The organism is Nannocystis punicea (assembly GCF_026965555.1).
Taxonomy (GTDB): domain Bacteria; phylum Myxococcota_A; class Polyangia; order Nannocystales; family Nannocystaceae; genus Nannocystis; species Nannocystis punicea.
The window spans coordinates 8441037-8460726 of sequence record NZ_CP114040.1 but is presented as its reverse complement, the minus strand read 5'-3'; the positions used below and the strand labels follow the sequence as shown (position 1 = coordinate 8460726).

The window sequence follows — 19690 nt, the reverse complement described above, 5'->3', positions numbered from 1 at the left end:
CTGAGCGGTATCATCGGCATGCGCACCCGGGCCTGGTGACATACGTCTCCGGCGCCCGCGCGCTGGAGGTCGCGCACGCACCGGCCGCGGACCGGCGAGCCGGCGATCTGCGAGAATGCGGCCATGACCGACCCGCATGCAGGCACCCGCACATCCTTGCTCGGCGTGATCCTCGGGCTCTGCGTCGGAGCGCTGATCGGCGGGACGATCACCTACCTCGGCGTCGTCGACACCGCCGCGGAGCTGCGCCTGCGCAGCGGCGGCGACATCGTCGAGGCCGACGTGCTCGACACGCGGGTGATGACGTCGCGCAAGATCGGGGCCTCGTATGAGGTCCAGTACGCGTTCACGCTCCCGGGCGGGGCGGAGACGTACACGCTCAGCGACGGGACCGGCCGCGAGGGCCTGTGGACGGCGCTGCCCGAGGACGACTGGAACGCAGCCCGCGCGGCGAGGAAGGTCGCGGTGCGCTACCTGCCAGAAGACCCGTGGGTGAGCCGCCCGGTGAACGCCGGCGCCGCGCCGCTCGGCGACCCGATCGCCGGGCTCGTCCTCGGCCTGCTGATCTTGGTGCCCTGCCTGCTCTTGCTCGTCCGGGTCCTCCGCCGCCGCCCGCCAGAGCCGCACGCGACCCGGGAGTGACGACGTCGACCTCGACGCAGCCAGGAGCCCGTCCGTCCGCGCCCGCGCGCGGCCGGGCCGGGCCGCCCGCAAGCGCCGCATCGCCGACCGACCGCGCAGGTCCGCGCGTTCCCTCGATGCATCGCCGGAGGGTAGTCTGCGCTCATGGCCACGGATCTCAGCACAGCCTTCAATCCTATGGCGCCGGATCAGATCGACGATCCGTATCCCCTGTACGCGCGGGCGCGCCGCGAGCGGCCCGTGTTCTTCGCCGAGAGCCTGGGCGCGTGGGTGGTGACCCGCTACGCCGACATCGCCGCGGTCGTCCGCGACACCGAGCGGTTCTCCTCGGCCGCCGCGCTCGAGTCCTCGGCGGTGTTCCCGGACGAGGTGACGGACATCCTGCGGAGCGGCTATCTGGAATTCCAGTCGCTGGTCCAGAGCGACCCGCCTGACCACACGCGCGTGCGCAACGTCTTCAATAAAGCCCTGTCGCCGCAGCGGGTCGCGGCGCTCGAGCCGAAGGTCCGCGCGATCGCCGACGAGCTGATCGACGGGTTCATGCACGACGGCGAGGTCGAGCTGATCGAGCGCTTCGCGTTCCCGCTGCCCGGCACGGTGATCGGCGAGCTGCTCGGGGTCCCGCGGTCCGATCTGCCGCGGCTCAAGCGCGGATCGAACGCGAAGCAGATCCTGCTCGCGGGCGTCGCCCCGCCGGCGCTGCTGGCCGAATGCGCCCGCGAGTTCGTGGACCTGCAGCGCTACTTCGGCGCGCACATCGAGGCCCGGGTCCACGAGCCGCGCGGCGATCTGCTGACCCTGCTCGCGCCGGTCGACATCGGCGGCACCGCGCCGCTGACGATGCAGGAGGCGGTCTCCAACGCGATCGACCTGCTCGCCGCGGGCCACGAGACGACCACCGACATGATCGGCCACGGCATGGCGTTGCTCATGGCCCACCCCGAGCAGCTCGCGGCCCTCCGCGCCGACCCGTCGCTCGTCCCCGACGCGGTCGACGAGATCTTGCGCATGGAGGCGCCCGTCCGGGGGATGTTTCGCCGCGTGACCGTCGACACCACGCTCGCAGGCGTCGCGCTGCCGGCCGGCGCGCGGCTGTTCCTGCTGTACGGCTCGGCGAACCGCGACGAGCAGGCGTACGTCGACCCCGACGTGTTCGACATCCGCCGCCGCCCCGCGACCCCGCACCTCGCGTTCTCGAAGGGCATTCATTACTGCGTCGGCAACGCGCTCGCGCGCCTCGAGGGCCGCATCGCGTTCGAACGCCTGCTCGCGCGCCTCCCCGGCGTCCGCCTCCACCCGACCCGGCCGGCGGAGCGCCGCGCGTTCATCCTCCTGCGGGGATACGAGCGCCTGCCGCTCGCGTGGGACGCTGCGCCCCGCGGGACGAACGCATGAACGCGCGGCCCGCCGGCGGCGAATCATATCAGGCCGCCCGCGGCGATTGTCGGTAGCGCCCGAACATGCCGTCCTGTCGGCGCACGTAGAACCAGATCAGGACATGGCGTGTAGAACATGCCCGATCAGTCTTCTCCGCGCGACAGCGCCGGCCGCGGGGCGGGCATGTTGCCGAACACCGCCTGCGTGCGCAGGTTGGCGTCGACGTCGGCGAGCAGCGTCTCGAGGCACTCCTGCGCGTTGCGAAAATAGTAGGCGTAGCCGATGTGGGTGAGCTTGTAGAGGCCGCCGTACGTCGTGGCGACGACGCCGAGGGTGGCGAGTGCGGCGAGGAGCGGGATCAGCATCATGAACATCGCCGTGCCGACAACGCCGCCGGCGACCGCCGTCGTGATGCCCATCATTGGATAGAATAGCCTGCGACCGGACGCGATCGTCTCGTGCAGATCGGCGGTCACCGTGCACTCGATCGCGTCGCGGCCGCGGCGCTGCATCGTCAGGCGGACCTGGCGGATCCCCAGCACGTACATGTAATAAGAGAAGCCGCCGTTGGCGGAGCCGTCGGAGTTGAAGGTGAACTTCGGCACGCGGAACGTCACCGTGCCGCCGTCGAGCGGGTGCGGGCCGACGGCGTCGAGCAGACGCAGGTTGTACGGGCTCGCCTGCCACACGTGCGCGAGCGCGTCGAGCACGGCCTTCGCCGGCGCGCGGAACACCCGCGAGGCGACGATCTGGCGCACGTCCTTGCCGAACAGGCGCACGGCCCAGCGGCCCTCCGCGGCCGCCGGGACCGCCGGGACCGCGAGCGCGCCGCCAGCGGGCAGCTCGGCGGCGGCGATCGCCACGAACTCCGCGGCGATGCCCGCCTCGGCCGCGGCGGCCTGGACCTCCGACACCCGCAGCGCGCTGGCAGTCGTCGGCCCAGGCGAGGTCGTGGCTCGTGAGCGCTCCTCGACGCGGCGGGCGGCGTCGGCCTGCAACTGGGCGGCGCGCTGCAGCACGACCGAGACCTCGCGCTCGTCGAGCAGGCGGTCGCCGCCGGTGCGCGCGGGCACGCCGGCGAGGTCGTCCTCGACGGCGGCGAGCGCCTCGGCGAGTGCTTCGCCCGACGGCCAGCGCGCGTCGGGCTCCTTGGCGAGGCAGCGGTCGATCGCCGCGGCGAGGCCCGCGGGGACCTCGGGGACGAGCGTTCGCAGCGGCGGGGCCGGCTCGGTCGCGTGCTTGACGAGCACCGTCGGCGTCGCGGCGCCCTCGAACGGGTGCTGGCCGGCGAGCAGCCAGAAACCGACCACGCCGAGCGAGTAGAGGTCGCTGCGGCCGTCGAGCTCGCGCCCGAGGATCTGCTCGGGGCTCATGAACGCCGCGGTCCCGACCATGTGGTCGTCGCCGGTCAGCCGCGACGCCTGGGCCTCGAACGCGATCCCGAAGTCGTTGACGAGCACGCGGCCGGTCGCGCGCTCGACGAGGATGTTCTCCGGCTTGATGTCGCGGTGCACGACTCCATGCGCGTGCGCGTAGGCCAGCGCCCACGCGACCTCGCGGAGCAGCCGCACGACCTCGCGCGCCGCCAGCTGGCCGCGGCTCTGCACGCGCTCGGCGAGCGTCTCGCCGTCGACGTACGGCATCGTGAAGTACGCGAACGCGCCGGCCTCGTCGGCGTGGAGGGTCGGCACGATGTTCGGGTGCGACAGCTTCGCCGCCGTCCTCGCCTCGCGGAGGAACCGCTGGCGGTGCGCAGCGTCGGCGGCCCGCTCGCGCGGCAGCACCTTGATCGCGACCAGACGCTCGAGCCGGAGGTCGCGCGCGAGCAGCACGACGCCCATGCCGCCGCGCCCGAGCTCGCGCTCGATCGTGTACTCACGCCCGAGTGCCGTGGCGATCTCGGCGAGCTCCGCGCCGTCGAAGCGCGCGCCGGGCTGGGTCGGGGCGGTGGCGATGCTCATCGCCCCGGATGCTATCAGACCGGCGCGCCGGCTCGTGCTCGCGGTAGGCGCAGGAGGTCGAGCAAGCGCCCGCGCGGATCTTCCGCAGGTGGCCGCAGTGGTCGACGATCGCGCGGCCGATGAAGCTCAGCGCGTTGGGGGGCGGCGTGGCGGCGGAGCCCGTGCCGACATGACTACCGACGAGTCCATGGTCCGGCTTCGTGCCCTCGTGCCGCCAGTCGACGGCGCCGTCTCCCGCAAATGTGGCGATCGCATGCGTGTCCTCGATCCGCATCCGCCACGGCGCCCGCGCTTCTCGTGGCGGGTCGCGGCGTCGATCGAGGAGGCTGCATCATGAATGGGAAATAGGGTGCCGGTCGACGACGCGGTCCATCACGAGGATCCGATCGACGATCTCCCGGACGACTCGAAAATTCGTGCCGATATGTCGAGATTCTCGCTGTTCTCGCGATTGCCTGGCCCACATGGGCCCGCAGGGGGCTCGCGTCGCGTGCACAGGATGCCACCGAGCACCGGACCGAACTCGACCTTGGAACGATGTTTGGAGCGCCCTGCGTGCGATCCTCACGTGACGTGCGGATCCTGGTCGTCGGCGTGCTCCGACGCGGGCGAGGCCGCCCGGGGTGTGGCACTCTTCGGCGTGGGCCGGTGGATCCGGCCGCCGATCGGAGGACGAGATGATCACGCTCTATGGCTTCGGACGCATTTTTCCCGAGGGGCGCGGCGAGACGAAGGACCTACGAGCGCAGTGGGCGCTCGAGGAGACCGGGCTGCCGTATCGAGTCCACGCGCTCGACCACACCGGCGGCGAGCTCGACGGCGAGGCCTTCAGCCGGATCAGCCCCTTCCACCAGGCGCCGGTGATCGACGATGACGGCTTCATCGTGGCCGAGTCGGCGGCGGTGGTGCTCTACCTGGCCGAGAAGGCCGGCAAGCTGATCCCGGGCGACGTCCAGGGCCGCACTCGCGTCGTCCAGTGGTGCTTCGCCGCGGTCAGCACCGTCGAGCCGACCCTGGTGTGCCTCGATTTCATCGAGATCTTCGACCGCGACAAGGTCGCTCACCAGGTCAAGGAAGGGGCGCGCAAGATCGCCGGCCGCTGGCTCGGTGACCTCGAGCGCCGCCTCGAAGGCCGCGAGTGGATCGCCTGCGCCGATTTCACCGTCGCCGACATCCTGATGGCCTGCGTCCTGCGCGGCATCCGCAAGACCGACCTGATGGAGCCGTATCCGCGGATCAAGGCCTACTACGAGCGGTCCTTCGCCCGCCCGGCCTGGCAACGCACCCTCGGCCTCTACGCCGAGCGAGTCGGCGTGAGCGTCGACGACATCCGCTGACGCCCGGCGAGCATGCCAGAGGCGCCACCCACGACGTGATCGTGGCGAGCCGCGGCGTCACTCGACGCCGAGCGCGGCGGCCTCGACGTCGCTGAGCTCGACGGGGATCCGGTACTGCAGCGCGAGGCTGCGGTACTTCGGATCGGCGGCCAGCTCGGATCGCGGATCGGGGTCGGAGCCGGCCTTCATCGCCTTCTCCAGCGCCTTGAACGCGGCCTTGGCGTCGCCCTGGGCGAACAGGACGCAGCCGCGGGTCGCGTGCGCGGCCATGAAGACGGGCTCGAGCGCGAGCGCCCGATCGGCGTGATCGAGCGCGAGCGCGAGCTCACCCACGTGATAGGCGCTGCGCGCGAGCAATTGGTGGACCTCGGCCGCGGGGACGTCGGAAGTCTTGGCCCCGCGCAGCGCCTTGAGGCACTGCTGGGCGCTGGCCAGCGCCTCCGGGAAGCAGCGCAGCCGCGTGAGGGCGACGCTGCGGAGGTGCTCGAACCGCGGGCGGTGCTTCGGCTTCACGGCCGGGCCGCACGCCGCGAGCACGATCAGCGCGGTCCGGTACTCGTCGTCGTCGATGTACCCGTCGACGGTGTCGAGCAACTGACCCATGCCGCGCACGTTGGCCGCGAGCGCGGCCAGCTTCGCGTGCGGATCGCCGTCGCCGAGCAGGTCACGCAGCGGATCGTCCTCGTCGAGCTGCACGAGGTGGTCGCGCAGGGGTTCCGCGACGATCTCGTCGCTGCGCCCGCTCGCCGGCGGGGTCGCGCCCGGGGCCAGTCTGGCCTGCTTGCGCAGCAGGGCCTGGCCGGCGAACTCCGGCACTGCGGCGATCGTGTCGTCGACGATCCGCACCAGGCAGAACGTGCCCTGGCCCTCGCCGATCATCCACTGCGCCAGCGGCTCGTAGCGGCGCGGTTCGTCGCCGGCGAACATCATGCAGCCGTCGACCTCGTCGGCGTCGGTGTCATCGACGTCATCGTGGTCATCATGGTCATCATCATCATCGCGGGGGGCACGGGGGCCCTCGAAGTACGCGCCGCAGCAGCGCGCCGCCTGCGATTCCTGGAAGTACAGCGCGAGGTGCTCGCGCAGGGCCGGCGGCTCGATCGTCGCCAGCAGGTCGACCCAATCCTCGTCCGTCTCGGCGTACTCGCACGGCTCGAGCTGGTGCCCGGGGAAGTCGATCAGCATCAGCAGCGAACGCATCGCCTCGATCAGCGAGGTGCCGCCGCGCAGGCGGCCGATCACGCTCAGCTCGGCGAGCACCTCGCGGGGCAGTCGCTTCTGGGCGACCAGCGCGGCCAGCTGCTCGCCGTACAGCCAGCCGCGCTGGCGCGCGAACAGGGCCTTGAGCGCGCGGTCCGTGGTGGCCTCGGGCTCGAACGCCTCCGACTCGAACAGCGAGCCGCGCAGGTCGAAGTCGTGGCGGCCGTACAACCACTCGGACGGCTCGTCGACCGCGAGCGACAGCTTCGCCCAGTCGATGCGCTCGAGGTACTGCTCGGCGAAGCCGTCGTCGATCTGGAACGTCGCGTAGCGCTCGCCATCGGCGCGCACCTCGGCCTCGGTGCGGCCCAGCACGGCCGCGGTGATCTTCACGATCGCGGCGTCGAGCTCGGCGCCGGCGATCTCGGAGCTGGCGGCGCCGGCCGCGGCGGTCTTGAGCCGAGCTACGTCGCCTGCGGTCAGCCCGCGCGGCGTCTGCAGCGACATCGCCATGCGCTCGCAGTGGACGCCCGAGCCGGTGTCGAACTCGAGCTCGGACGCCAGCTCGGTGATGTCGACGACCGGCACGACGTTGGCCGCGGCCTGCCACGCGCGCCCGTCGTGCCGCGGCCGCTCGAGCACCGCGACCAGCCACAGCGCCTCGTCGCGGACCGTCACCAGCCACAGGTCGCCCGAGAGCTTGCCGGCGATCGCCTTGTTGGTCGACGCGTAGGCGTCGGTGGCCCAGATGGAGCCCTTGCGCAGCGGCCTGCCGCGGGCGTCGCGGGCCTTGTCGAACAGCGCGGCGCTGACGATGGCGAGCACGTCAGCCATGGTGGGTCCCGGGGGCGAAGGTCGGCATCACGGCGAGGAGCAGGAGCTGCACGGGGCGAGGATACACGACCGCTCGTGCACACCGCGGAACGGCTCGTCGCAAGCGCGCGACGGCTCGTCGGGAGAGAATGGCCGGGCACAGCGCCCGCTGGGAGAGTCGAATGAACCTCTGACCCTCGAACGGAGCCCAGAATGATCCAACCTCCCCTCCCCGGAGACCTCCAGCCGGCCGCAGGCGCACGCAATCACTCCTCCCTGGCGGCGATGGGCGCCATCGCGCTGCTCGCGACGAGCGCTTGTGGCACCAAGGCGGAACCGACCGAGCCGGCCGTCCCCGTGGAGCCGCTCTTCAAGGACGCCTTCCAGGGCACCAACGGCCGCTCCTGCGCCACCTGCCATGTGCCGGAGGACAACTTCACGCTGACGCCCGACCACGTCGCGCGATTGCTCGCGACGAATCCGAAGGATCCGCTGTTCGCCGCGATCGATGCCGACGACCCCGGCGCCGAGACGTTGACCTTCGAGCACCTCAAGAAGGGGCTCGTGCGCGTGTGGCTGCCGTTGCCTGCCAACATGGACGTGATCGACGACGCGGGGAACGTGACCACGCCGCCCGATCGCAAGATCTTCGTGTGGCGTGGAGTGCCCTCGATCGCCGACGCGGCGTTGACGGCACCCTATCAATTGGACGGACGCGAGGAGACGCTCGAGGAGCAAGCGCAAGGCGCCCTCACGGGGCATAGCGGAGGAGGCCAGGCGAGCAAGGCCGAGCTCGAGCGCATCGCGGAGTTCGAGCGCAGCGTCTTCTCGTCGGATCGCGCCCGCGAGGTCGCCGACGAGCTCGCGAGCGGGGTCGAATTCGGCGAAGTGAGCGACGTCGAGGCTGCGATGGAGCTGTCTCCTGCGGAGGAGCGGGGCAGGGAGGTATACGAGAAGGTCTGCGCGTCCTGTCACGGGGGCGCCAACAAGGCGACGATCGTCGACCGCGCTGTGCACGATTTGGCCTTTCCGGCGCTCAAACCCGACGGAACCGTGCTGTTTGAAGTCCCGGCCGCGAATCCCCCGATCCCGGTGCTCGCGGCGCAGCCCGGGAATGAATTCATCAACATCGGATCGGCGATGGAAAACTTCCTGGTTCAGCTGGGCGCCACCGAGCACGAGAGCTTCACCAAGGACGTGAGCTTCCCGGCTTACCGGTTTCGCTTCTACAAGGACGCATCTCGCGCGGAAGTCCTCGCGGATCTGCCTCCGGCTCTCCCGCCCGGTGATCCATTCTCGGACGCGGTCGACCCCGATGGCAACCCCATCACGGGGCCGAACTTCTTCCCCCAGTTCTTTACCACCGATCCGGGGCGCGCCGTGATTACAGGGAGTCCCCACGACTTCGAGGCGTTCGACATCCCGACGTTGCGTGGAATCGGGAGGACTGCTCCCTACTGGCACAACAACATCTCGGAGACCCTGGAGGACGTGGTCTCGCTCTACAGTGACCACCTGCTCGCCAAATTCCCATCCCTCACCCTGCCTGGCGAGAAGGAGCCGGACCCTGACGGTGACATCGGCCCTCCCGAGGCTTTGACCAGAGAACAGAAGAGCGACCTGGTCGCATTCTTGAGGCGCCTCTGATTGGGCATCGCACAAACCGATCGCCGTTCTATAGAAAGAGCCACCGACCCGCAGCGGGGAAGGGGGAGGCCATGACGCCGGCACCGCGCGCGCGTTTCCGCCGGCGAGTGTGATGTACGCGCTTCAGTGCGTGCTCCAAGATTCACGATTGGCGACACGCAAAAACCTGCGCCCACGACAGGGCACGGCGCGCATCGTACAGTGCTCCGGCTCGCGCGAGTCGACACGCATGGCAGGCACCACGCTCTTCACCCTCCTCGACGACCTGGCCGCGCTGCTCGACGACGTCGCAGTACTGACGAAGGTGGCGACCAAGAAGACCGCCGGGGTGCTCGGCGACGACCTGGCCCTCAACGCCGAGCAGGTGGCCGGCGTCATCCCCGAACGGGAGCTGCCGGTCGTGTGGGCGGTGGCCAAGGGTTCCCTCGTCAACAAGGTGATCCTCGTACCGCTCGCCCTGCTGATCAGCGCCGTGGCGAGCTGGGCGATCACGCCGCTGCTGATGCTGGGCGGCGCCTTCCTGTGCTACGAGGGCTGCGAGAAGCTCGCCCACCGCTACCTCGCGCCGGCCGAGGACACGCGCCGCGAGGCAGCGCTGGTGCGGGCGATCGCCGACCCGGCCGTCGACATGGTCGCGTTCGAGCGGGACAAGATCCGCGGGGCCGTGCGCACCGACTTCATCCTGTCGGCCGAGGTCATCGTGATCTCGCTCGGCGCGGTCGCCTCGGCGCCGTTCGCCACCCGCGTGCTGACGCTCGTGGCGGTCGCCCTGCTCATGACCATCGGCGTCTACGGCCTGGTCGCGGGCATCGTCAAGCTGGACGACGCCGGCCTGCATCTCAGCAAGCGGACCGGTCTGGCGCGCCGCTTCGGCGAGCTGCTCCTGCGCGGCGCGCCCTACCTGATGAAGGGCCTGTCGATCGCCGGCACCGTGGCCATGTTCCTGGTCGGCGGCGGCATCCTCGTGCACGGGATTCCCGGCGCCGAGGCGCTCGGCGAGCGGCTCGCCGCCGTCGCCGTTCCGGGCGCGAGGCTCGTCATTCCCAGCCTGTGGAGCGGCCTCATCGGCCTGCTCGCCGGCGCGCTCCTGCTCGCCGTCGTCACCGGCGTCCAGCGGCTCGTCCGTGGCTCGCCCGAGGCCACCGGCGGATCGCCGCCCGCGTGAATCGCGGGATCCGCCGGGCCCGATCGAAGACCTGTCCTCCAGGACACATGGTGCGCGGCCCGGCAATCCTCCGCGGCCTGTCGAGTCAGCTCGTCGTGCCGGCGCCATCGCCACGGCAGCAGGAGGGGCGCACAGCACCATACTTTGTCCGATGAGCAGGCTCGCCATGCGCGCCTGTTCAGTGGGCGCTGGCGTTTGAAGTCGCCGCTGTCCGCCGCTTCGGTTGCGGCCGGCGCCGGGTCTCGTATCGTTTGGAGCGGTTCGGCGCGACGCCTCGACGCCGGGGTGCCGCGCAAAGCTTCCAAGGACGAGACAAATGTCGACTCTCCCCTCCGGCCTCGCCATCCCTGATTCCCGGCTCGCGAAAGAGGCCACCGAGCTCCTGCGTGAGCACGCCAGCGAGCTGCTCTTCAATCACTCGATCCGGGTCTACCTGTTCGCGACCGAGCATGGACGGCAGCGAAAGCTGCGGTTCGACCCCGAACTCCTCTACGTCGCCGCCGCCTTTCACGATTTCGGCCTCCTCCGCAAGTACTCGAGCCCGGACGAGCGTTTCGAGGTCGACGGCGCGAACGCTGCCCGGCAATTCCTCAGCGCCCACGACATCCCCGAAGAGCAGGTACAGACCGTCTGGGAAGCCATCGCGCTGCACACCACCCCCGGCATCCCGCGCTATCTGCGTCCCGAAATAGCCCTCCTCAATTCGGGTGTCCTCCTCGACGTGGTGGGGATGGGGTTCGACGAGTTTCCTGCGGCGCTGCGCGAAGAGATCGTCGCCAGGTACCCGCGCAAGCGGTTCAAGGAAGACTTCATCAAGGAGTACTTCGCCGGCTTTGCCCACAAGCCCGCGACGACGTACGGCACCGTCAACGCCGCGGTCTGTGAACGTTTCATCCCCGGTTTCAAGAGCCCCAACGCCGTCGACCTGGTCGCTGGCTCACCCTTCCCGGATGGCGACGCACACGGCTGAGCGGCCGGCCTCTTGAGCGGCGAACGGGCCCTCACCGACACGGCCCATCGCCGGGCACGCGCAGGTTCCAGTCGGCGATCGCGGGGCTGTCGGCGGCGAGCCTGATCCGCAGCTCGGGCGCGGCGCGCTCACACGCGAGGGTAAACACCGCCCCGCGCGGCCCGGTCACCCGCCCCGCGCCGACGCGACACTTGCCCCACAGCGAGGCGGCGTCCGCGAAGCTCTTGCGCAACGCCGTCGGGGTGAAGTTCGGCGTGAACGCGGCCTTGAACTTGCGCTCGTCCCAGCGCGCCACCAATGCGACCATCGCCTCCGCGGCCCGCTTCACCTCGGGCTTCACCTCGAGCCCCGTGGCCGCGTGGATCGTGAAGCTGGAGATCTGCGCCGGGCTCCACGGGGTGACGCGCAGCTCGAGCTCGAGGGTGCCGCGCTCGCACGAGAGCTCGAAGAGCCCGGCTCGTGGATCTTCGACCTTCACGGTCCGCGGATCTCGACATGCCCCGACCAGAGCGCGCCACTCGTCGAGCTGCTGGATCACCGTCTCGATCGGGTAGGCGTCGCGGTAGTCGGGCGACATCAGCGTCGCGTAGCGGGCCTCGTCCCAGCGCCCCATCAACCCCGCGAGCTCGCCCGCCGCGGCGACCAGCGCCGGCGAGGCCGAGTGCTGCCGCGGCTGCAGAGCGCCGGTGGCCGCGAGGATGTCGAGGACGCGGCCGGCGTCTCCCGGCAGCACCGTGCTCGAGATCGACGACAGATTGGTCATCAGAATCACCGCCACGCCGCGCGTCGGCAGCATCTGCAGCATCGCGCGGTAGTTCATCGTCTTGCCGTTATGAGCGACGACGTGGTCGAACTGACAGCTCGCGCTCACGCCGAAGCCGAGCCCGTCGCCGTGCAGGCTCCCGTGCGCCGGTCCATCGCGCACCGACTCGGCGAAGAACCGATTCACCGCCGCCATCGTCTGCGCCTCGCGCAGCGTCGCGCGCGACAGCGGTCCGGGGTCCGGGTCGTCGCGCGGCGGCCACGAGGCGAGCAGCCACGCGGCGTAGCGGGCGAGGTCCTCGACGCTCGAATACATCCCGCCGGCCGCGTCGGTCGCCCCCGGCCGCCAGTGCGGGCGCGGCCGCGGCTCCTGTCCCGGCAGCCGCCCGTGGCCCACGGCCAGCCTGTCCCCGGGGACATCTTCGGGCACCCACGCGCTGTGGTTCATGCCGAGCGGCGCGAGGATCTGCTCGCGCACGTACGTGTGATGATCGACGCCGCCGACCGCCTCCACGAGCGGCCCCAACACCTGGAAGCCGAGGTTCGAGTAGACGCGGCGCTCGCCCGGCGCGCGGTCGAGGCCGAGGCCGTCGAGCGTCGCCAGGAAGTCTGCGCGGCTCGGCGGCGTCGCCGGGTACTCGGGGAAGTTGCCCATGCGCGGCAGCCCGGACGTGTGGGTCAAGAGGTGGCGGATCGTGATGCGCGGGCTGTCACGCGTGGGGTAGGCGATCGCGTCGAGCTCCGGCAGGTACGCGGACGCGGGGCGGTCGAGGTCGAGGCGGCCCTCGTCTCGCAACTTGAGGACCGCGAGCGCGGTGAAGGTCTTGCTGATCGAGCCGACGCCGAACACGGTGTCGCGCTCGACCGGCAGCTTGCGCGCGGGGTCGCGGTGGCCCCAGCCGCGAAACCACACCAATTCGTCGTCGATCACGATCCCGGCCGCGAGCCCGACGAGGTCGTCGCGCTTCACGGTCGACTCGAGGTAGGCCTCGACCGCCGGGAACGCCGACTCGATCTTCTTCCGCCGCTCGGGGTCGCGGAACTGCGGCGGTGGGTCGGTCGGCTGCGTGCGCCGCTGCTCCCGCGCGGGTCTGCTCTCGACCGGCGGTGCCTCCGTGCGAGCGACCGGCGTGGGCGGGCGCGCCGGCGGCTTCGGATCGCAAGCAGCGAAGACGAGCCCACCCGCGACACATAGGAGTAATGTATTGCGCATGGACCGAGAGTGCCACACGCAGCGCAGCCTGGCGAGGCGTCCACCACCGCGCCAGGAGTCGAGACGCCGCTCCCCCCGAGGAGCCGCTGGACTCGCCGCGAAGTGGATCGTCCTGTCGGTCGTGGTCGCCGCGTGCGCCTCGGCCCGGATCCGGCGCACGCAGCAGCGCTGTGAAGAATTCGTTGCCACCTTGCGGAGCGACGCGCTCCCCCGGCTTCGACCGCACCTGGCCGCCGCGCCCGGGCTGAGCTTCGAGCCGGTGCAGTTCGGGTTCGCGCCGATCGACCCGCACGGGGGCCCGCAGCCGTGCTGGCTCGCGGCGCTCATGCCCGCGGGATGGCAGGAGACCCCCGCCGACGTGCCCCCGGACCGCGCGCCGCCCGGGCGGACCCTGTCGAGCGACGCCGGACGCAGCACGTTCACGATCGAGTGGTTGCCGGGAACGTTCGCCGCCGACGCGTGGCCCGCCTTCATCGACGAGACCTGGCTCGCCCCGCGCCGTCACGCTCCGGTGGAGCGCGACGAGGCGAGCGACCGCTCCCACGTCCTCGTCACCCGCGAAGACGACGCGCTGCGACTGCTCATGCTGCGCTGGCACCCACCGCAGCCCGGGTACATCCGCTGCGAGGCGCGGCTCGCCGGCGAGTACGCGCAGGCCCTGTCGGCCTTCGAGGCCGCCTGCTCCACCGCGTTCTCACTATGGTGGGAGGCCCCGAATCCCTGAGAGCGTCGCGGTCGCGGCGTCACGGCTCGACGTACGCGAGCTGAAGGATCCACCCGTTCACGGTGTTCATGAGGTCGTGCGGGCCGTAGGAGCAAGTCGGCGAGGTCCAGCCGCAATTTCCGGCGCCCAGGACGTCCGCGACCTGGTCGTCCTCACTGAACGTCACGCCGCCGGATGCTTCGAACCCCGAAGTGCAGAACGGTGAGGCGATCTTGAACGGCGTGCCCGTCAGGTCGATGTTGGCGACGCCCTGCTCCCACCCGCAGCTCTCCGCGACCCCGTACGGCATCGCCGTCACGAGGGTTTCGCCGTGGTAGAGCTCACCGCTCGAGCTCGAGAAGGTGAGATCGTCGATGTCGACGGCCAGCGTGGTCGGCTCGATGCGCACCCGCGTGAAGGCGGTCCGCACCGAGGAGGGGGCGGTGTACTGCGAGAAGTTACGCCCTTCCCCGACGGCCACCAGCGACAGGTAGGTCCGCGGCTCGCCGGCCATATCGTGGCAGTACGCGGTCCACGGCCGGTCCGGGTCGAGGTCGACGTACAGCGTGTAATCCCCGTCGATCGCCGACGGATCGTCGAGCGCGATGTCGGCGCAGCTCTGGGCGTCGCAGCGGCTCGCCGCGTCGCAATCATTGTCGACGCCGTCGCACGCCTCTGGGCTGCCCGGGGACACTGCGTCGTCGTCGTCGTCGCAGTCGTCGCTGTTGTCGCTCGCCCCGTCGGGGATGGTGCACGCGCTCGCCGGGGTCGCGCTCGCGTCGCCGAACCCGTCGCCGTCCTCGTCGGGCCAGTAGGTGACCGCGGGGACCGCCCCGCCGCCCTCGCACGCGGCGAAGCAGGCGTTCGCGTAGCTGTGGCCGTCCGCGCCGCAGGCCGGCTCAGCGCCCCCGAGGATGCAGAGGATACACAGCAGCCCCGCTTCGGGATCGGCGGCCGTGTTCTCCAGCCAGTCCGGGTCGCCCGGTTCCAGGGCCTCCGCGTCCGCGTCTCCCTCGTCCACGTCCTCCTCGTCGACAGCCGCGGCCGCCGGCGTCGCGGGCTCCTCCGCGACGTCGCATGCAAGAACGATCCAGGGGGTGACAATCAACATTGTGCGAAACATGGCATTCATGACGTGATGGCTCCATTGCTTGAATCGCCGGACCGACATCGTCCGAGGGCCCGGCAGCGCGACGCTGGATTCGGCGTCCAGGTCGAGCCATTCTACGTGTTCCTCGAGGTCCACGAATTACACGGAAATTTCACGCCGGCCTGCGACGCGGGCGGTCATGCGCCATGGGGCGTTCTCCGGGGCGTCCGAATGCGCGGTGTCGTCCGCGGGCGACGAGCAGCGCTGCGAATCCGGGCAGCAGCGGCCGCGACGTCGAGCACCGACGACCCAATGCCCGCGACCCCGCGCGAAATTTCTGCCCCCGCGCCGACGAGCTCGCGGACCGCCTGGTCGCACCACCCGCTTCCGTGAGAAGGCCGGCCGCGCGCTGCCGTCGCAGAGCCTCGCGCTCGCCTGCCAGATCGAACGGCTGTCCCCCCGATGCGGAAGACCGGAGCGCACCCACGCTCCACGGTCGCAGGCCCTTGCGCGCCGCCCCCCGGTCGCGTCTCCTTCGCTCATGCGCCGACCCGTCGAATGGGGCATCCACGAGCGAGCGCGCCGGGCGATCGCGGAGGGCAGGGATCCGCTGGCACTGTGGGCCGAGGCGCGAGACGACAGCGACCTCGAGACCGGCCTCGCCATCGTCGCCGTGCTGCTCGACACCGCGGACACCTCCGGCGCTTCGCGTGTGCTCGCCGAGCTCGAGCCGCTGCTCGACGGTCCGCGGCGCGCGGTCGCGGTCCTGCTCCGCCAGCAGGCGCGCGCGCTGAGGGACGAACCGAGAGACGTCCTTGCCCTCGCCGGCGCCCTCGACGATCTACTCGCCGGCGCCCGCTGGCAGGAGGCCCTCGACGCCGCCAGCGTGCTCGCGCAGGAGCACGCCGGCGAGCTCGCCGCGGTCCGCCGCTACCGCGCGATCGCCCTCGGCGCCGCCGAGGCCGGCGGCGCGCAGTGGCTCGGCGCCACGCAGCTGCGCGCGCTCGCCGGCGCCGAGCTGGCCGCTGGCGAGGTCGTCCGCTGCCTCACGCACCTCGAGCACGCCCTGCGTCGCCTCGAGGGCGTCCCGCTGCTCGGGGCGCGGTTCGAGCAGTCCCGCTGCCACGAGCTCGCCGGCGACGCCCTCGCGGCGGCCGGCGACGCCTCCGCGGCGCGCGAGCAGTACGACCGCGCCGCCGAGCGCCTCGGCCACCCCGACTTCGGCAGCAGCCACCGCGAGCGGATCGCCCGCAAGCGCGACGCCATGACATGACCCAAGGTGCAGCCTGGCGAGCTCGCACACGCGAAGGCCGGCGACGCATCCCTGGCGACATCAGGACATGCGCAAATGGACATGTACTTTAAGACATGTCCTAAACACCAGCAGCGCCATCAGGTCGTATCTGCTCCGCGAAGAGGTCGTCTACGCCGGGAGCTGCGATGCTCGCTGCTGCGCCGCGGCCCGCTGCCCGGCGCTACGGACAGGCGCAGGCGTCCTGCGGGTCCTGGCAGACGTCGGGGACGCCGTGGGCGGCGACGAACGCGTCGAACTGCTCGGCGGGCAAGTTCGGGCTGCCGGTGACGACGAGAGTGTCGGGGCCGACGGCGAGCGCGGTCAGGCCGGCGAGCGACTGGAGGCCGACGTTGGCGCGCAGGGCGAGGTGGTGAAGCTCGCCGAGCGAGCCGAGGCCGGTGAGGTCGAGCAGGAGGGGCGAGCCGCTGGCGCCGCTGCAGCCGCCGATGCCGAGTGAATCGACGAACTCGAGGCCGTCGAGGCCGACGAGCGAGGCGAGCGCGGGGAGGGTGCCGATGTCGAAGCGCTCGACGCGGCGCAGGCCGGCGAGCGGCGCGAGCGAGGTGATCTGCGGCAATTCGTGGAGGTCGAGGGCGCTGGCCTCCTGTAGCGATTCGAGGCCGGACAGCGAGGCGAGCGCGGGGAGACGGCCGAGGACGAGCTCGCCGGGCGGGTCGTCGGCGGCGAACATGCCGGACAGGCCGGCGAGGCTGGTCAGGGCGGGGAGGTCCTCGAGAAGGATCTGCCCGGGCGTGCCCTCGAGGCCGGCGAGCGGGTCGAGGTCGGTCAGCAGCGGGCTGCCCCAGAGGACGAGGCTGTCGAGGCGGGTGCCGTGCGGGAGCGTCGGGAGCCGCTGCAGCGCGGGGTTGACGTTGAGGTCGAGGAGCTCGAGGCCGGCGAGGCCGGACAGCGGGGAGAGGTCGGCGAGCGCACCGTTGGTCTGCGCGAACAACATCCGGCTCGACTCGAGGTCGGTCAGCGCGGCGAGGTCGATCAGCGCGTCGTTGCCCTCGAAGATCAGGCCGTCGACGCGGCGTAGACACTCGAGGCCGGCGAGGTCGACGAGGCCGTCGTTGTGTTGCAGGGCGAACAGGCCGTCGACGTCGCGCAGCGCGAGCAGCTCGGCGGGGAGCGGTCCGCTGAAGTCGCGGATCGTGAGGTCGCCGGTGACCCGTCGCAGGCAGCGCAGGGCGGCGGGATCGGTGGCGGGGGTGATCTCGAGGTCGCCGTCGTGGGTCCACGGGACGTCGCACACCGAGTCGCAGTCGAGCGGGGCGGGCGAGGTGGTCGGCTCCGGCTCGGCGGAGGACGAGCCGGTCGCGCCGGTGGTGGTGCTCATGGGCTCGTCCTGCTCGACGGGCGGGCGCGGGCCGCAGGTGACGAGCGCGAGCGCTGCGAGCACGAGGCGCGACATCGCGGCTCACGATGCCGCACTCGAGTCGGCGGGGCAACGGCGCGCGGGCGATCGCGTGCCCTCCGTCGCGTGCCCCGAGGTTGGCGAGGGGTCGAGCGGCCATCGCTCCGGACGCGCCGCGAACGCTCGCCGCACTCGGCAACGGCACTCGGCTTCGCTCCCACGTGCGAGTGGACTCGAGCTCGCTCGTGCTCCCGGCGGGACGGGCTCGTGAGGTCGATACGTCCGCCTGTAACTTTGCCAGTCGACCGGGCACTGTGCCCCTGCGTGGGTTCTCCGCTCCGACTGCTGCGCGCGACTGCGCATTCCGAGGCGCCGGCCGAGCCGCGGTCGGTCGACGACCCGCTGTTCGCGGTCGTACGGCTGGCTGCGCTCGCTCTGGCGCGTATCGGCAAAACTCCGAGCCGAGGCCGCACGCGTGCACAGCCAATCGGTCAAGACCGCTGAAGAATAGGGGAATCTCATTCATGACAAGACTTCTCACGCTCGCACTCTTCCCTGTCGTCTCGATGTTCGCCTGCGACCCGGCAGGCGCCGAGGTGGAGAGCGACTCGACGGACACCGAGCTGGAGCGCGACTCGACAGACCCCGAGCTGGAGCGCGGCGGCTCACCACCGACCCTGGCGATCGGCGAGGCGGAGCCGGCCGCCGCGACTCCGCTCCGCGCGAAGGCTCTCGGACGCATGCGGAACGCGGCGAAGTTCTTCCACGACAATGTCGCCCGCCACGGCGGGTATGCGTGGCACCACAACGCCACCGACCTGAGCGAGCGCTGGGGCGATATCCAGCTCGACGAGGATCAGATCATGATCCAGTCACCCGGCACGGCGGACGTGACGATCGCGTTCGTGGAGGCGGCCCTCGCCGACCCGGCGACGCCGGCGCTCAAGACCTACGCGAAGGACGCGGCCATGGCGTTGCGTCAGGGGCAGGTCAAGTCGGGAGGCTGGCGCCTCTACGCGGACTTCAAGCCGACGCCGACGCTGAAGGCGTGCTACCTCAACACCACTTCGAACTGTAGCTGCGGCGGCTGCAAGTTCACGGTCTACGACGACCAGGTCACCCAGCTCGCGCTCATTGCGATGATGCGCACCGACCAGCTGTTCGGCTTCGCAGACGCGGCGATCTCCGGCTCCTCCTCCTACGCGCGCGCACGGGTGGAGACCTCGCAATTCCCGACGAACGGCGGCTTTCCGCAAGGGTTCGCCGGTCCCGTCGCCGCCCGGCCGGCGCTTCAGGCCAGCTATCCGCCCTCGATCGGGACCTCGTGCGGCCTCGCCAATTGTTATGCCAATTCCTACACCAACGAGTACTGGGACGACCCGACCCTGAACGACAACCTCGCGTCGGCCTTCGTGGAGATGCTGTACTGGGCGAAGGAGGTCTATCCCGCGCAGGCCGCGACCTACCAGGCCATGCTCACCGCCTACGGGGACTTCCTTCGCCGCGCGCAGATGCCTCAGCCGCAGCCCGCCTGGGCGCAGCAATACGACATCCAGATGCAGCCGCGGTGGGCGCGTAGCTGGGAGACTCCGGCCATCGCGGGCCAGGAGAGCCAGGACGCCATGTGGGCGCTCCTTCGCCTCTACCAGCTCGACCCGAGCGTGCCGGCCAACCGCGCCGCGGTCGGGACGGCGCTCGCGTACCTCGAGACCGTCGACTATGCGAACGACACGCTGATCAACCGCTACATCGAGCTCGACGACACCTCGCCGGCGAACATCGGCTTCTACACCGTCAACCCCGGCGGTTATCCGGTCCGCTTCTCTCCCGCGCCGCCGACCTACCAGAACTACGGGTGGGAGGTCCCGTCTCAGCTGGCCGCGATTCACGCCGAGTACGATCGACTGGCGAGCGACACGAGCGTGATGAAGCGCTCCTGCCAGCAGCTCCGCGCCGACACGGCGCAGGCCGTCGACACGACGGTGAACAACGAGCGGTGGATCACGACGTACAGCCCGGGCGGCCCGCGAAGCGGCGCCACCCCCGGCGACTATCTCGACACCGGGACGTTCGTCAAGAACATGCGCACCCTGGCCGAGTTCGTCGTGCGCACGACGACCGACTGCACCGCGTGGAATTACTGAGCGGACGCTGCAAGA

General features: G+C 70.9%; 14 protein-coding genes. 9 read left to right on the top strand and 5 right to left on the bottom strand.

Annotated elements, in window-relative coordinates; translation table 11 throughout:
- Positions 1 to 123 precede the first annotated feature (123 nt).
- Together O0S08_RS32500 and O0S08_RS32495 are read left to right on the top strand one after the other, a co-directional pair.
- Positions 124 to 642 (top strand): DUF3592 domain-containing protein, encoded by a 519-nt coding sequence (locus O0S08_RS32500; protein ID WP_269033262.1) that lies wholly within the window; start codon positions 124 to 126, stop codon positions 640 to 642.
- Positions 643 to 786: 144 nt separating this feature from the next.
- Positions 787 to 2037: a cytochrome P450 gene (locus O0S08_RS32495; RefSeq protein ID WP_269033261.1), complete on the top strand. Its 1251-nt coding sequence runs from the start codon at positions 787 to 789 to the stop codon at positions 2035 to 2037.
- Between the two features lie 125 nt (positions 2038 to 2162).
- Here the strand turns inward: O0S08_RS32495 and O0S08_RS32490 are convergent, their stop codons facing one another.
- The gene (locus O0S08_RS32490; protein WP_269033260.1) at positions 2163 to 3980 is read right to left on the bottom strand and encodes a serine/threonine-protein kinase; all 1818 of its coding nucleotides are present in this window, start codon (positions 3978 to 3980) and stop codon (positions 2163 to 2165) included.
- A 677-nt stretch (positions 3981 to 4657) separates the two neighbouring features.
- On the opposite strand from O0S08_RS32490, the gene O0S08_RS32485 reads away from it, so the two are divergent.
- Complete coding sequence (locus tag O0S08_RS32485) at positions 4658 to 5317, top strand: glutathione S-transferase family protein (RefSeq protein WP_269033259.1); 660 nt, start codon at positions 4658 to 4660, stop codon at positions 5315 to 5317.
- Between the two features lie 57 nt (positions 5318 to 5374).
- Here O0S08_RS32485 and O0S08_RS32480 read toward each other — a convergent pair whose 3' ends face one another.
- Positions 5375 to 7351, bottom strand: a complete 1977-nt coding sequence (locus tag O0S08_RS32480; protein ID WP_269033258.1) for a tetratricopeptide repeat protein — start codon at positions 7349 to 7351, stop codon at positions 5375 to 5377.
- A 192-nt stretch (positions 7352 to 7543) separates the two neighbouring features.
- On the opposite strand from O0S08_RS32480, the gene O0S08_RS32475 reads away from it, so the two are divergent.
- From O0S08_RS32475 to O0S08_RS32465, 3 genes are all read left to right on the top strand, one after another.
- Positions 7544 to 8977, top strand: coding sequence for a c-type cytochrome (locus O0S08_RS32475; protein ID WP_269033257.1), 1434 nt, complete (start codon positions 7544 to 7546; stop codon positions 8975 to 8977).
- Positions 8978 to 9206: 229 nt separating this feature from the next.
- Entirely contained in the window at positions 9207 to 10142 is a 936-nt protein-coding gene (locus O0S08_RS32470) for a DUF808 domain-containing protein (protein ID WP_269033256.1), read from the top strand.
- 316 nt (positions 10143 to 10458) lie between these two features.
- Positions 10459 to 11112 (top strand): HD domain-containing protein, encoded by a 654-nt coding sequence (locus O0S08_RS32465; protein WP_269033255.1) that lies wholly within the window; start codon positions 10459 to 10461, stop codon positions 11110 to 11112.
- Between the two features lie 31 nt (positions 11113 to 11143).
- Here the strand turns inward: O0S08_RS32465 and O0S08_RS32460 are convergent, their stop codons facing one another.
- The gene (locus tag O0S08_RS32460; RefSeq protein WP_269033254.1) at positions 11144 to 13087 is read right to left on the bottom strand and encodes a serine hydrolase domain-containing protein; all 1944 of its coding nucleotides are present in this window, start codon (positions 13085 to 13087) and stop codon (positions 11144 to 11146) included.
- Positions 13088 to 13208: 121 nt separating this feature from the next.
- Here O0S08_RS32460 and O0S08_RS32455 point away from each other — a divergent pair, with 121 nt between their 5' ends.
- On the top strand, positions 13209 to 13811 hold the full coding sequence (locus O0S08_RS32455; RefSeq protein WP_269033253.1) for a hypothetical protein: 603 nt from the start codon (positions 13209 to 13211) through the stop codon (positions 13809 to 13811).
- 19 nt (positions 13812 to 13830) lie between these two features.
- On the opposite strand, the gene O0S08_RS32450 is transcribed toward O0S08_RS32455, so the two are convergent.
- On the bottom strand, positions 13831 to 14901 hold the full coding sequence (locus O0S08_RS32450) for a GON domain-containing protein (RefSeq protein ID WP_269033252.1): 1071 nt from the start codon (positions 14899 to 14901) through the stop codon (positions 13831 to 13833).
- A gap of 520 nt (positions 14902 to 15421) precedes the next feature.
- Between O0S08_RS32450 and O0S08_RS32445 the strand changes: the two genes are divergently transcribed.
- Entirely contained in the window at positions 15422 to 16153 is a 732-nt protein-coding gene (locus O0S08_RS32445) for a hypothetical protein (protein WP_269033251.1), read from the top strand.
- Positions 16154 to 16355: 202 nt separating this feature from the next.
- On the opposite strand, the gene O0S08_RS32440 is transcribed toward O0S08_RS32445, so the two are convergent.
- Entirely contained in the window at positions 16356 to 17588 is a 1233-nt protein-coding gene (locus O0S08_RS32440) for a hypothetical protein (protein ID WP_269033250.1), read from the bottom strand.
- A gap of 467 nt (positions 17589 to 18055) precedes the next feature.
- Here O0S08_RS32440 and O0S08_RS32435 point away from each other — a divergent pair, with 467 nt between their 5' ends.
- Positions 18056 to 19675, top strand: a complete 1620-nt coding sequence (locus O0S08_RS32435; protein ID WP_269033249.1) for a hypothetical protein — start codon at positions 18056 to 18058, stop codon at positions 19673 to 19675.
- Positions 19676 to 19690: the final 15 nt, after the last annotated feature.

Coding starts and splice junctions, on each gene's coding strand:
- O0S08_RS32495 (WP_269033261.1), top strand. CDS start 787: ATGGCCACGGATCTCAGCACAGCCTTCAATCCTATGGCGCCGGATCAG.
- O0S08_RS32485 (WP_269033259.1), top strand. CDS start 4,658: ATGATCACGCTCTATGGCTTCGGACGCATTTTTCCCGAGGGGCGCGGC.
- O0S08_RS32445 (WP_269033251.1), top strand. CDS start 15,422: ATGCGCCGACCCGTCGAATGGGGCATCCACGAGCGAGCGCGCCGGGCG.
- O0S08_RS32435 (WP_269033249.1), top strand. CDS start 18,056: ATGACAAGACTTCTCACGCTCGCACTCTTCCCTGTCGTCTCGATGTTC.
- O0S08_RS32465 (WP_269033255.1), top strand. CDS start 10,459: ATGTCGACTCTCCCCTCCGGCCTCGCCATCCCTGATTCCCGGCTCGCG.
- O0S08_RS32440 (WP_269033250.1), bottom strand. CDS start 17,588: ATGTCGCGCCTCGTGCTCGCAGCGCTCGCGCTCGTCACCTGCGGCCCG.
- O0S08_RS32460 (WP_269033254.1), bottom strand. CDS start 13,087: ATGCGCAATACATTACTCCTATGTGTCGCGGGTGGGCTCGTCTTCGCT.
- O0S08_RS32490 (WP_269033260.1), bottom strand. CDS start 3,980: ATGAGCATCGCCACCGCCCCGACCCAGCCCGGCGCGCGCTTCGACGGC.
- O0S08_RS32475 (WP_269033257.1), top strand. CDS start 7,544: ATGATCCAACCTCCCCTCCCCGGAGACCTCCAGCCGGCCGCAGGCGCA.
- O0S08_RS32450 (WP_269033252.1), bottom strand. CDS start 14,901: ATGTTGATTGTCACCCCCTGGATCGTTCTTGCATGCGACGTCGCGGAG.
- O0S08_RS32480 (WP_269033258.1), bottom strand. CDS start 7,351: ATGGCTGACGTGCTCGCCATCGTCAGCGCCGCGCTGTTCGACAAGGCC.
- O0S08_RS32500 (WP_269033262.1), top strand. CDS start 124: ATGACCGACCCGCATGCAGGCACCCGCACATCCTTGCTCGGCGTGATC.
- O0S08_RS32470 (WP_269033256.1), top strand. CDS start 9,207: ATGGCAGGCACCACGCTCTTCACCCTCCTCGACGACCTGGCCGCGCTG.